This window comes from Dokdonella sp. (assembly GCF_017744955.1).
In the GTDB taxonomy this organism is placed as follows: Bacteria; Pseudomonadota; Gammaproteobacteria; order Xanthomonadales; family Rhodanobacteraceae; genus Dokdonella_A.
Window position 1 is genome coordinate 157,419 of sequence record NZ_JAGIAG010000005.1, and the last position, 13,236, is coordinate 170,654.

Sequence of the window (13,236 nt, forward strand, 5' to 3'; positions counted from 1 at the left end):
AGCCGCCCACAAAAAAGGCCGGTAAACCGGCCCTCAGCTAGTCAATCCTACCCGGAGCATGCGTTCAAGGCGAATCCGGCCGCGCTCGCACGGCCGGTTCGTTCAGGAAACGCTGCCCGATCGCCAATGCGACGCGGTAGGGCTCCGGATCGTTGCGATTGGTCAGCACGACGACGGTCACGCGACGCTGCGGCCAGCGCACGACGACGTTGCGGAAGCCGATCGTCTCGCCGGAATGCCATACGGTCTCGCCGGTGATGCGCCAGCCGTAGCCGTACTCGACGTCCGCCTCGTCGGTCCTGGTCCACGGCGTGAGCGCGGCGCGGCGCGAGGCGTCCTTCAGCAGGCGGTCGTCGTACCATGCCGCGTCCCAGCGCGCGAGATCGTCGATCGACGAATAGACGCCGCCGTCGCCGAGCACGGCCGAGGTCGAACTCTGGTCCGTGCGCAGCCAGCGTCCGCCCTCCTCGGCGTAGCCGTATGCGCGGTGCGGCACCGGCGCGCCGCCGTGCACGCGCGCGAGCGTGCCGCGCATGCCGAGCGGCGCGAAGATGCGCTCGCGCAGGAAGTCCTGGTACGGAACGCCGCCCGCCTTCTCGACGATCAGCGCCAGCATCGCGTAGCCGCCGTTGCTGTAGCGGTACGCCGTCCCCGGCGCGAAGTACAGCCGATCAGTGCGTTCGAGCAGATGCAGCACGTCGGCGTCGCGCAGCTGCCGGTCAGACTCCTCGACCACTTCGGCGCTGGCCGGCGGCAGCGCGCCGGTGCTCGGCGGCGGCGGCGCCGACGGCGCCTGCGGCAGCAGGTCCTCGTAGTCGATCAGGCCGCCGGTATGCGTCAGCAGGTGGCGGATCGTGATCGGCTCCGCGGCGGCGGGCAGCGTCGGCAGCCAGCGGCGCGCGCGATCGTCGAGACCGAGCTTGCCGTCCTCGGCCAGCAGCAGGATCGCCGCGGCCGTGAACTGCTTGCTGACTGAAGCGAGGCGGTAGTCCGTCGCCGGCGTTGCGGCGACGCCGTGCTCGAGATCGGCATAGCCGTAGCTACGGCGGACGACGGTCTCGCCGTCGCGCAGCACGAGCACCGAGGCGCCCGGAACCCGGCCCTGGTAGGCACGCATGAGATCGTCGATCGCGTCCGGTGCGCGCACGGCGTTTCCTCCCCCGGCGCAGCCAGCCAATGCCGCGAAGGCGACGAGCAGAAGGCAAAGCCGCGACGACCTTCCGCAGGAGACTTCCGCCTCGACCGTCATATCCATACGCTCCTCGACCATCGAAGGACTAGCCACCGCGCTGAAGCGAACCATCGCCATCGACGTCCTCTTGCATGGATGCCCGCGTTCGCGGGGCATGACGTCGGAATGACGGTTCGGCCCTCCCGGCCATGCAGTCGTTGCTCGATTCCTTCGCGACGGAAGCACCTCATCGCCCTTCTCCCGCGCAATCGCCCTCGCGCACGAAGGCGAGATCCTCGTAGTCCGAACTGAAGTCGCCGTCGGGATCGACCTTCGCCATCGTCATCGACTGCGCGTAGGGGAAATCGAGCCAAGCTTCGGGATCGACGCCGGCGTCGTCCCACTGCACCAGCTCGCGCGCGCCGACGCGCATCACCTTGCCGGTCATCCGCGGCGACTTCTCCGCCGCGAAGCGCACGCCACCGTCCGCGGCGCACAGCGAGACGCGACCGAACCACGCGTCACGCCAGACGCCGAGGCGTGCGCGCATCGAATCGGGCGTCGCCGCGACACGCGCGCTCGTATCGGGCAGGCGCCGCGCCGCCGGTTTCGCCGCGGCTTCGCGTGCCTGCTCGTCGGCCAGCGCGGCGACGCCGAGCTTGCGCTGCGGCGCCGTGAAGTGCTTCAGCAGCACCTCGCCGAGCACCCCGCGCGCCGCGCCGCCGTCGCCGTTGATCATCAGCACGAAACCGGAACGCCGGTCCGGCAGCAGGCTCATCATCGAGTACATGCCCGACAGCGTGCCGGTGTGCGACACGCTCCATTCGCCGTCGACGTCGGCGAGCCGGAAGCCGAGGCCGTAGGCGAAGAAGTGCGTGCGGTCGCGCGTGCGGCGGCGTTCGGAAATCGGCATCGGCGTGTAGGCCGTCCACAGCGCGCGGCGCTGCGCGTCGGGCAGCCACTGCCTCTGCTTCTCGTCGGGCACGAGCCAGTTGCGCGCCCAGGCGAGCATGTCCTCGAGGCTGCAGCGGATGCCGCCGGCCGCCGCCGAGGTAATCGCCGGCACCATCGCGTCGTCGCCGTTCAGCACGACGTTGCGGCCGTCCTTGCGCATGTGCGGCTGCGCGAGATCGTCGGCCGCCTCGCGCTTCCATTCGCCGACGCGACAGCCGAGGCCGAGCGGCGCGAACACCTCACGTCGCACCAGTTCCTCGTAGCTCGCACCGCCCGCCGCGGCCGCGACTTCGCCGGCGACGACGTAGAGCAGGTTGTCGTAGGCGTAGCCGGCGCGGAAGCCGTACTTCGGCTTCAGATGCGACAGTCCCGCGACGATGTCGGCGCGCGTGAACGCGTTCGGTTCCGGCCACAGCATCAGGTCGCCGGCGCCTTCCGGCAGGCCGCTGTTGTGGATCAGGAGATCGCGCACGGTCATGTTCCGCCCGACCCACTCGTCGTGCATGCGGAACGTCGGCAGATGCTTGACGACCGGATCGTCCCAGGCGAGCTTGCCGGCCTCGACCAGGCGCGCGAGCGTGGCCGCCGTCATCGCCTTGCTGTTCGAGGCGATCTTGAACAAGGTGCGCGGCGTGATCTTCCGTCCCGAGCCGGCGACGGTTTCCCCGCCGGTGCGCAGGTAGACGACCTTGCCGTCCTCGATCACGCCGACGGCGAGGCCGGGCAAGTGGTAGCGCGCCATCGTCTGTTCGAAGGCGCGATCGTAGAACGCCGTGTCCCTTGCATGCGCGGTGGCGACACCCAGCGCGAATCCTGCGAGGATCCAGACCGCGCGCTTCATGGCGCCGCCGCCGCGGCCTCGACCGCGCGCCAGGTGCGCAGCAGATTGCCGCTCCAGATCTTGGCGATCTCGGCCTCGCCGAAGCCGCACCGGCGCAGGCCTTCCGTCACGTTGCGCGTCTGCGAGGCGTCGCGCCAGCCGGTCACCTCGCCGCCGCCGTCGAAGTCGGAGGCGATGCCGACGTGGTCGATGCCGGCCACTTCGGCGATATGCGCGACGTGGTCGAGGAAGGTGTCGAGCGTGGCCAACGGGTACTGCGCGTCGATGCGGCGCATGCCTTCGATCCATTCCGGCCGCGCTTCGTGCTTCTCGCCGTCGAATTCCTCGTCGCCGGCCGCGCGCGCGACCGTCTTTTCCAGATCCTTCTCCGCCTGCTTGCGCGCGGGATCGCTTTTCAGGAATTCCTTGTAGGCGACGGCCTGGATCACGCCGCCCTTCGCGGCGATCGCGCGCAGCAGGTCGTCGGGCAGGTTGCGCGGATGGTCGAGCAGCGCGCGCGCCGAGGAATGCGAGGCGATGATCGGCGCCGTCGACGCCGCCAGCGTGTCGCGCACGCAGTCGTCGGAGGCGTGCGAGACGTCGACCATCATGCCGAGCGCGTTCGCGCGCCGCACCACCTCGCGCCCGAACGCACTGAGGCCGACACCGCTGTCCGGACGTTCGCCGAGTTCGAGGTTCGGCAGCGAACTCGTGCACAGGTCGTTATCGCCGACGTGGACCAGGCCGAGATAGCGCACGCCGCGCCGGTACGCGGCGTCGACGCGCGCGAGATCGTGACCGAGCGAATACGCGTTCTCGATGCCGATCATCGCCGACAGCAGGCCGCGTTCGCGGTTGCGCAGCACCTCGTCCGGCGTGGTCGCCAGGCGGATGCGCTCGGGATAGCGCGCGAGCATCGCCTCGATGCCGGAATATTTGCTTTCCGCCTCGGCGACCGCGTTCGCGTAGCCGTCCGCGGTCAGCGGTCCCTGCTCGACGAAGATCACGAAGAACGCCGCGTCGAGCCCGCCGCGCCGCATCTTGCCGAGATCGACCTTCAGCGCGGTGTCGGTGCCGACGTCGAAGCGCGCCTCGTGCATGTAGGCGAGCGGGATGTCGACGTGCGTGTCGAGCGTCAGCGGCGTCCTCGCGCCCGGCGCGGCGCACGCGCCGAGCAGGCAGACCAGCGCGCAGGCGGCGAAGAAGCGGATCGATGGCGTCATGGCGTGGTCCAGTCCTCGCCGGCACTCTCGCCGGCGGTCATTTCTTCGTAGCTCTGGCGTCGCCGCACGATCGAGTAGCGGCCGTCGTCGAGCAGCACTTCGGCCGCCAGCGGCCGTGAATTGTAGGTCGAAGCCATCGACGCGCCGTAGGCGCCGGTGCCGAGGATCGCGACCAGGTCGCCCGCCGCGCATTCCGGCAGCAGGCGGTCGCGCGCGAAGGTGTCGCCGGTCTCGCAGACCGGACCGACCACATCGTAGCGGCGCATCGCGCGCGCGGCGCCGTGCAGCGGCACGATCTCGTGCCAGGCGTCGTACAGGCTCGGCCGCGCGAGGTCGTTCATCGCCGCGTCGAGCACGAGGAAGTCGCGCTCGACGCCGCGCTTGACGCGCAGCACGCGCGTCAGCAGCAGCCCGGCCTCGGCGACGAGCCAGCGGCCCGGCTCGACGACGAAGCGGCCGTCGTAGTCGGCGAACGCCTCGCGCAGGACACCGGCCCAGGCCTGCGCGTCGAGCCTGCTCTCGCCGTTCCGGTAGCGCACACCGAAGCCGCCGCCGACGTCGATGCTGGCGATCGCGTGGCCCGCGGCGGCGAGTTCGCGGCGGAACGCGGCGACGCGCGCGAACGCGCGGCGGAACGGTTCCAGGTCGAGGATCTGCGAGCCGATGTGCACGTGCAGCCCGTCGAGGCGCACGTTCGGATGGCGCATGCGCTCGGCGAACCAGCAGCGCGCTTCGTCGATCGGGACGCCGAACTTGTTCTCGGCGCGCCCGGTGGAGATCTTCTCGTGCGTGCCGGCGTCGACGTCCGGATTGATGCGCACGGCGGCGCATGCTTCCACGCCGCGTTCGCGCGCGAGCCGGTCGAGGCATTCCAGCTCGTCGCGCGATTCGAGGTTGAAGCGCGCGATGCCGGCGGCCAGCGCCGCGTCGATCTCCTGCTCGCTCTTGCCGACACCGGAGAACACGATGCGCTTCGGCGCGATGCCGGCCTCCAGGCTGCGCCGCAGTTCGCCGCCCGAGACGATGTCGGCACCGAGTCCGGCGTCGGCGACGAGCGTGAGGATCGCGCGGTTCGGGTTGGCCTTGACCGCGAAGCACACCAGCGCGTCGAGCCCTTGCAGCGCCTGCTGCAGCTCGGCGATGCGGCGCCGGATCGCGGCCGCCGAGTAGGCGTGGAACGGCGTGCCGACGCGGTCGGCGAGCGCGGCGGGGTCGACACCTTCGAAGAGAGACTCGGGATCTTGGCTGGCGACGGCAGCGGCGTCAGCCACGGTTTCGAACTCCGAGAGGGTCATGCCTGCTTTCCCCTCTCCCGCTTGCGGGAGAGGTCGAAGCCACCCTCCGGTGGCTGAGAGCCAGCGCGGGGATGCGCTGGCGAGTTGCGGAGCGCGGAAAGCGCAGCCGGGTGAGGGCAATCGGAGTGAAGCGCTTCACTCCGGGTTCCCCCATCCGCCTTCGGCACCTTCCCCTGCAAGCAGGGGAAGGGAAAGCGAGATGAGGAAGGAAGTCGTGCCTGCCTTCCCCTCTCCCGCTTGCGGGAGAGGGTTGGGTGAGGGCAATCGGAGTGGAGCGCCTCACTCCGGCCTTCCCCCATCCGCCTTCGGCACCTTCCCCCGCAAGCAGGGGAAGGGAGAGCGAGATGAGGAAGGAAGTCGTACCTGCTTTCCCCTCTCCCGCTTGCGGGAGAGGGTTGGGTGAGGGCAATCGGAGTGCAGCGCTTCACTCCGGGTTTCCCCCATCCGCCTTCGGCACCTTTCCCCGCAAGCGGGGGAAGGGAAAGCAAGGGTATGAAGCATGGTGCTACGCGCACTGGATCAGAAATCGACCGCAACCGTCAGCTGCGCGAAGCGCGGCGAGGTGAAACGCAGCGGCAAGCGGAAGTCCGAATTGGTCGAGTTGGAGATCGTCGTCTGCAGATCCTGGTCCACCGCCACCGTGCGCTGCTGGTTGACCAGGTTGTAGACCGCGAACTTGACCATCAGCTTGCCGTCGCCGACCGGGCGCGTGTAGGCGATGCTGGCGCCGAGGTTGTAGGTCCACGGCATGCGGCCGTACTTGCCGCGCGGCGAACGCGCGTAGACGCGGCCTTCGGAAGGCCCGTCGCAGTTCTGCACGCAGACGTAGTAGCTGTGGTAGTTGGTCGCGTCGAACGGATTGCCGACGCCGAAGCCGGTGATCGGCCCGCCGGACAGCGCCACGAAGTCGCCGCCCAGGCGCCAGTGCTCGCCGAGCGCGTAGCTGCCGCGCGCCTTGATCTGATGGCGATGATCGTTGGGCAGATAGCCGTCGCCGCCGAAGTTGACCCACGGATTGTCGAAGTTCTCGGTGCGGCCGGTGTCGTCGAAGTTGGTATCGGAGTTGACCGGGCCCTCGGCGTTGCCGCGGCTCCACGACAGCGTGTACGACGCGTTCAACGCCCATTGGCCGTCCCAGGCGCGGTCGATCTGGAATTCGAGCGCGGAGTAGCGGCGCTTGGGCTTCACCCAGCCGCGCTGGCCGATGTAGTTGCCTTCGCTGTCGTACATCGCCCAGCCTTCGCGCGAGGTGTCGACGTTGACCCAGCCGTCGGCTTGGCCGTCGCAGTCGGTGTCGCCCCAGACCGTGACCTTCTTGCCCGGGTTGGCCATCACCCAGCCGATATAGCCGTCGCCGCCGCAGCGGCCGGTCGCGCTGATCTCCATGTCGTCGATCGCGTTGTGCAGGCGCCGGTGCGTGCCGCTGACGCCCCACGACCACTTGTCGTCGAGCATCTGCTGGAAGCCGAGGATGATCTCGTCCTGGTAGACCGGGTCCATGTTGCGGTCGACTTCCGAACGCAGGTCGCCGACGGTGCCGTTGCCCTGCGAGGTGTCGACCGGACCGATCTGCGGACCGAGGCGCGGCATCGCGTAGCGCGAGCCGTTGCGCTCGACGATCTCGTAACCGTCGAAGGCGTAGAAGGTGCGTTCGTCGAGCAGGCCGCCGGCCTGCTTGATGTTGATGACGTTGGCGACCGGCAGGAAGTAGCGGCCGAGGTTGCCGAACAGCTTGGTGGTGCCGTCGCCGCGCATGTCCCAGGAGAAGCCGATGCGCGGCGCGACCATGTCGTCCATCTTGATGTAGCTGCGCCCGGCGCTGTCCTTGTTGTCGAACGCGTCGAAGCGCACGCCGGCGTTGAGCAGCAGGTTCGGCGTGAGCGACCAGTTGTCCTCGAGGTAGTACGCCTGCGCGGTGGACTCGAAGTTGCCGGCGATCTCGTAGCGGCGCGCGCGCACGTAACCCTGGTAGCCGGCCGGGATGACGCCGCCGTTCTCGATCGTGTCGCCGGCGTCGCCGGCGTAGACGTTGTAGTAGAACGAGCCGGGGCCCGGGTAGCGGCGCTTGTAGTCGGACGTGTTCTTCTCGTGGTCGACGCCGAAGCGCAACAGGTGGTCGCCGAGCGTCCATTCGAAATCGGCGCGCGCCGCCTCGCGCTCGTCCATGCGCTTCTCGATCGAGCTGCTCGTCGTGCAGCCGAGCGGCACGCCCGGCGACGGAATCGAGGTGGCGGCCGCGACGCGATTGCATTCCAGGTCGCTGAGCGCGCGGTTGAAGTTGTCGCGCTCGTTCTTGCCGTACATCAGCTTCATCGACAGGTCGTCGGTGAGGTACGACGTCCAGGTCAGGTTCCAGTTCCTGCCGCCGGCGTCGGTGTAGACCTCGTCGGTCTTCGGGCCGCGCCGGTGCGCGTCGAAGTCGTAGTCGTGGACGTCGCCGGTGTTGCTGTTCTTGTCCGAGAACGCCATCAGTTCGAGCAGGTTGCGGTCGTTGATGTGCCAGTCGATCTTGGCGCCCCAGAAGCCGGTGTCGGACGCGTTCGAGGTGAACGTGGTGCCGTCGTTGTTGGTGTTCTTCGGGCGGTTGTCGCGGCCTTCGTACATCAGGAAGAAGAACAGCTTGTCCTTGATCAGGGGACCGGAGGCGTACAGGTTCAGCTTGGTCAGCGACTCCTCGTCGCGGCTGGCGGCGAGGTAGCGTTCGCCGTCGCGGTAGCGGTCCTTGGCGGCCGAGCGCCAGTCGTCCGGCTCGTACGTCAGTTCGGCGCCGTAGTGGAAGTCGTTGGTGCCCGAGCGCGTGACCGCGTTGATGACGCCGCCGGTGCTGCGGCCGAACTCGACCGAGTAGCCGCCGGTCTTGACCTGGAACTCCTGGTAGAACGCAAAGGGCGCTTCGGAGAAGCCGTTGCGGTTGTAGAAGTCGGTGACGTTGAGCCCGTTGACGTAGATCGAGTTCTCGGCGATCGACGAACCGCCGAAGGAGATGCCGCCGAACGAGGCGTTGCCCTTGTTGACGCCGGGTGCGAGCACGGCGACCGAAGTGATGTTCTGGTCGACCGGCAGGCGCCGCAGTTCCTCGCGCGTGACGTTGGTCGCCTTTTCGACCGAGGTGACGTCGACGGCGGCGGCGACCGTCGAGGCGGTCACCGTGATGCCTTCGAGATTGACCGCGTTCTCCGAACCGAGGTTGATCGTGGTGGCGTTGCCGAGGCTGACCTTGACGTCGGTCGGCGAGCCGATCGCGCTGCCGTCCTTGGATGCCTGCAAGGTGTAGTCGCCGATCGGCAGGAACGGGAAGCGATAGTTGCCCTTGTCGTCGGCGGTGACCGTGCGGGTCAGGCCGGTGGCGGGACTGGACACCGTCACCACGGCGCCCGCCTCGGTGCGGCCGACGATCGAGCCGTCGTTGTTGCCGGCCAGCGCGGGCAGCGCGGCGAAGGACAGGTACAGGCCCAGCGCGAGACTGAGCGCCGTGCGGCGTGGCGTGCGAATGGATGTGGTCATGGCGATTTCTCCCCCCGTTCTCGTCGTCGTGGTGCTCATCGCGGGCGCTCGACCCGCGCTTCGAAGTGGTAGTCCCACTGGTCGTAGTACAGATTTCCGCCGCGCCACTCCGCCTCGCCCCGCTGCGAGTCGACGGTGTCGGAACGGAAATGCGTCTTCGGCGGCACGAAGTCGCGGCCCCAGTCGTCGTTGAACGCGAGGCGGTAGGCGTCGAGGCCGCCGAGGTAGAAATCCGCGACGGCGGGATCGGCGCCGTCGAGGCGGCCGAACGTCACGTCCATCGGAATCCAGCCGTAGGGCGCGACGTAGAGTTGTCCCCAGTCGTGCAGGTTGTCGTAGTCGCCGTCGGAATAGACCATGCCCGACTGCCAGCGCGCAGGAATGCCGTTCATGCGCAGCAGCGTCATCAGCAGCAGGGTCTGCTGGCCGCAGTCGGCGTGACCTGCGTGCAGCGCGTAGTCGCCGATGTTGCCGATGGTCGAATACTCGCGCGCGCCGGCCCATGGCACCTGGTCCACCGCCGCGTAGAGCTTGCGCGCGATGCGCCACGGGTCGGTCTCCTCGCCGACGACCTGCCGCGAGAACAGGCGCATCGCCTCGGTGAAGACGATGTGCGGCGGCTGCTCGGCCACGAACGGCGCGAGTTCCGGCGTGACCGGCGCGCGCTGCACCTTGTCCGCGTCGATCGCGTGGTAGCGCGCGTGCACCGTCACCTCGTAGCGGACCGCGAACTCGGTCGGCCGGCCGGCGACGGCGCGCTTTTCCAAGTATACCGTGCGTTGCAGCGCCGATTCCGGCGCGACCTGGTGCTTCGCCGGCTCGCTGCCGACGAAATGGATGCCGTCCTGCTGGCCGGCGATCGCGCGCGGATACGGAATCCACGCGCGCACCCGTTCGCCGGCCGGCACCGCGTCGGCGTGCACGGTCAACGACTGCTTCACGCGCACGCGCCGCGGCGCGACGCTGTCGACGCCGCCGGCGAGCGCGGCGGCGCGCACTTCCGCGTGGTGCGCGTTGGCGTGCTCCATCGGTCCGTCGACGAGCGGTTTTTGCGGCTTGCGCCGCGCGAGCGCTTCGCGGCTCAGGCGGAACAGGTTCGACGGCGCACGGTTGAAGTAGAGCATGCGGCCGTCGATGAGCTGCGATTCGAACAGGCCGCGCGCATCCCAGTCGGCGAATTGGGCTTCGGTCAGATCCGCGATCGACTCGCGCACGCGCGCTTTCAAAGCCTCGGCGTCGAGCGTGAAATCGAGCCGGATGCGGCGCATGCGCTCGCGCTGGAATTCGAGCGCGCGGCGCGTGTCGGCGTCGAGATCGGCGACGGCGAGCGCCGCGGCGATGCCGCTTTCGGCCGCCGCGAACTGGCCGGCGTCGACGCGCGCGGCGGCGAGATCGACGTCGCCGGAGGCCGACGCCGTCGACGCCGCGAGCGCGCAGATCAGCACCCACGTCCCCGTCGCCCATCGGCGGCGGCCCGCGAGGGCTGCATGCGGCGACCGCGCGCTTTCCATTCGAAACTCCCCCATCGACGTTTCGCCGGCTGTGTAACACGCTTGCAAACGCCGGTCAATAATTTATGCTTCGACGAACTTCGGAAGGAATCATCTATTCCGCAAGTGCACAATCCGGTGCCGCAGGGGAGCCGATGAAGACACATCCGATGGAAGGCGCATGATCCGGACGGTATGGCCGTATCTCGCCGTGATGCTGCTGTGCGCCGGCGTTTTTCCGGCGCTGGAGCGGCGCTTCGGCTGGAAGCTGTTCACGCTGCTGCCGCCGATCGTGTGGACGTATCTCTCCGTCACCGCGCTGGCGGTCGCCGGGCTGTGGCTGGTCGACGGCGAGATCGCGCAGGCCCAGTCGATGCTGGTGTCGCGCCTGGTGCCGGCGCTGGTGTTCCTGCTGATGATCCACTGCGACCTGCGCGCGATCTGGGCGCTCGGGCCGCGCGTGCTCGGCGTGTTCTTCTGCACCACGATCAGCCTGTTCGTCGCCTTCGTGGCGACCTTCCTGCTCTATCGCACCTGGCTGCCGGCCGATGCGTGGCAGCCGCTGTCGGCATTGTCCGGAAGCTGGGTCGGCGGCACCGCGAACATGATCGCGGTGAAGCAGGCGATCGGCATGCCCGACTCGCTGCTGGCGATGTCGCTGCTGACCGATGCGCTGTGCTACTCAATGTGGTTCGCCGTGCTGTTCTCGATCGCGCGGCTGGCGCCGGCGTTCAATCGCTGGACGCGCGCGCGTTCGAGTGCCGACCTCGTCGTCGCCGAGACGCGCACGACCGCGCCGCCGACACCGGACAGCGTGCTGGTCTGGCTCGGCCTCGCCCTCGCCGCCGCGTCGGCGTCGGCATGGGCTGCGGGATACCTGCCCACCTCGAGCATGCTCTCCGCATCGACCTGGACGATCCTGCTCGCGACCGCCGCCGGCCTGGTCGCCGCGCACACGCCGCTGGCGCGCTACCCGGGCGCCGGCGCGCTGTCGAGCGCGCTGCTCGCAGCGGTCGTCGCGGTGCTCGCCTCGCAGAGCAACTTCAAGGGTTTCGCCGACGCGCCGCTGTATCTGCTCTGCGGCGTCACCATCCTCGCGCTGCACGCGGTGCTGCTCGCACTCGCCGCGCGAGTGTTCCGTTTCGACCTGTACCTGTGCGGCATCGCCTCGCTCGCGCACGTCGGCGGCGTCGCGGCAACGCCGATCCTGGCGGCGAGCTACGCGCGCGCGCTGGTGCCGGTCGGCATCCTGCTCGCCCTGCTCGGCTACATCCTGGGCACCGGCGTCGGTCTGGTCGTGGCGTCGGTGCTGTCGGCACTGGCCGTGAGGTGAACCCCATGTCGTCAACCCTGTCGAACATCGCATTGACCGTCGCGCTCGCGCTCGCCGGCACCCCGCTGCAGGCGCGCGAGACGCCGCCGGTTCCCGCGCACGGCGTCGTCGGCGTCGAGGAGGCCCAGCTCGTGCCCGACTACTGGATCGCCAGACTCCCCCATGCCGATCGCGTGCTGCTCGACCGCGCCGCGATCGCGGCGCAGAACGCGGCGCTGTTCCGTTCCGATCCGTCGATGCACGACTTGCGCGCGCTGCCGTCGATGCTCGCGCGTGCCGACGTGGCGCGCTGGATCGAGGAACTCGCCGAGATGCCGCCGGAGGGTTACTACGGCGAGGACGGCCAGCGCGTGCCGCAGGCGAGGCTCGACGCGATCCTCGCCGGGCGCGCACTGGAGGCGATCGCGCCGCAGCGCGCGGCGCGCTACGGCCTGGTCGTGCGACGTGCCGCGCTGCGCGCGTTCCCGACCGACCTGCGCGTGTTCGACGAGCCCGGCGATCGCGACATCGACCGCTTCCAGGAGAGCGCGCTGTTTCCCGGCATGCCGGTGGTGGTCGCGCACGAGAGCCGCGACGGCCGCTGGTGGTTCGTCATCAGCGAGCGCTACGCGGCGTGGATCGAGAAATCCGCCGTCGCGCTCGGCGAGCGCGACCCGGTGCTCGGCTACGACGAAGCGAAGCCGTATCGCGTCGTCACCGGCGCCACCGCGCGCACCGTCTACTCGCCCGAACAGCCGGCGCTGTCGCAGCTGCAGCTCGACATGGGCCTGCGCCTGCCGCTCGCCGTCGGCTGGCCGGAGAATCGGCCGGTCAACGGCCAGCACCCCTACACCGCGCACGTGATCGAGCTGCCGCTGCGCCGCGAAGACGGCTCGCTCGCGCTCGCGCCGGCGCTGCTGCCGAAGACCGCCGACACCCGTGCCGACTATCTGCCGCTGAGCGAGGCGAACCTGCTGCGGCAGGCCTTCAAGTTCCTCGGCGAGCGCTACGGCTGGGGCCACTCCTACGACGCGCGCGACTGCTCCGGCTTCGTCTCCGACGTCTACCACAGCTTCGGCCTGGAGCTGCCGCGCAACACGCGCGACCAGGGCGTCAGTCCGGCCTTGCGCAAGCGCGTGTTCACCGCAGGCGACGACCACGCCGCGCGCCAGGCCGCCGCGCGCGCGCTACGCGTCGGCGACCTGATCTACATTCCCGGCCACGTGATGATGGCGATCGGCCATCGCGACGGCGAACCCTACGTCATCCACGACACCACCGGCCTCAGCTACCGCGACGGCGACGGACGCACCACGCGCGTGCGCCTGAACGCCGTGTCGGTGTCGCCGCTGCTGCCGCTGCTGTTCGGCGGCCGCGGCGACACCTACGTCGACCGCATGACCAGCATCGTGCGCATCGCCCCGGACTCGCACGACCCTGCGAAGGACAGCCCATGAAGGTCACTGC

General features: G+C 69.3%; 8 protein-coding genes. 2 read left to right on the forward strand and 6 right to left on the reverse strand.

The window, feature by feature from the left end:
- Positions 1–64: 64 nt before the first annotated feature.
- The 6 genes from J7520_RS12690 to J7520_RS12715 form a co-directional block, all read right to left on the reverse strand.
- The gene (locus J7520_RS12690) at positions 65–1,117 is read right to left on the reverse strand and encodes a serine hydrolase domain-containing protein (RefSeq protein ID WP_291189082.1); all 1,053 of its coding nucleotides are present in this window, start codon (positions 1,115–1,117) and stop codon (positions 65–67) included.
- Positions 1,118–1,418: 301 nt separating this feature from the next.
- Positions 1,419–2,966, reverse strand: a complete 1,548-nt coding sequence (locus J7520_RS12695; protein ID WP_291188789.1) for a serine hydrolase domain-containing protein — start codon at positions 2,964–2,966, stop codon at positions 1,419–1,421.
- Complete coding sequence (locus tag J7520_RS12700) at positions 2,963–4,168, reverse strand: dipeptidase (protein ID WP_291188791.1); 1,206 nt, start codon at positions 4,166–4,168, stop codon at positions 2,963–2,965. Before J7520_RS12700 ends, J7520_RS12695 begins: the two co-directional genes overlap by 4 nt.
- A complete protein-coding gene (gene lysA / locus J7520_RS12705; protein ID WP_291188793.1) occupies positions 4,165–5,463 on the reverse strand; it encodes a diaminopimelate decarboxylase in 1,299 nt (432 codons plus the stop codon). The genes J7520_RS12700 and lysA overlap by 4 nt, the downstream gene beginning before the upstream one ends.
- A gap of 519 nt (positions 5,464–5,982) precedes the next feature.
- Entirely contained in the window at positions 5,983–8,967 is a 2,985-nt protein-coding gene (locus tag J7520_RS12710) for a TonB-dependent receptor (protein ID WP_291188795.1), read from the reverse strand.
- 35 nt (positions 8,968–9,002) lie between these two features.
- On the reverse strand, positions 9,003–10,478 hold the full coding sequence (locus tag J7520_RS12715) for a transglutaminase domain-containing protein (RefSeq protein ID WP_291188797.1): 1,476 nt from the start codon (positions 10,476–10,478) through the stop codon (positions 9,003–9,005).
- A gap of 160 nt (positions 10,479–10,638) precedes the next feature.
- Between J7520_RS12715 and J7520_RS12720 the strand changes: the two genes are divergently transcribed.
- Both J7520_RS12720 and J7520_RS12725 read left to right on the forward strand, forming a co-directional pair.
- A complete protein-coding gene (locus J7520_RS12720) occupies positions 10,639–11,790 on the forward strand; it encodes a DUF819 family protein (protein WP_291188799.1) in 1,152 nt (383 codons plus the stop codon).
- Between the two features lie 5 nt (positions 11,791–11,795).
- Positions 11,796–13,226, forward strand: coding sequence for an SH3 domain-containing protein (locus J7520_RS12725; protein ID WP_291188801.1), 1,431 nt, complete (start codon positions 11,796–11,798; stop codon positions 13,224–13,226).
- Positions 13,227–13,236: the final 10 nt, after the last annotated feature.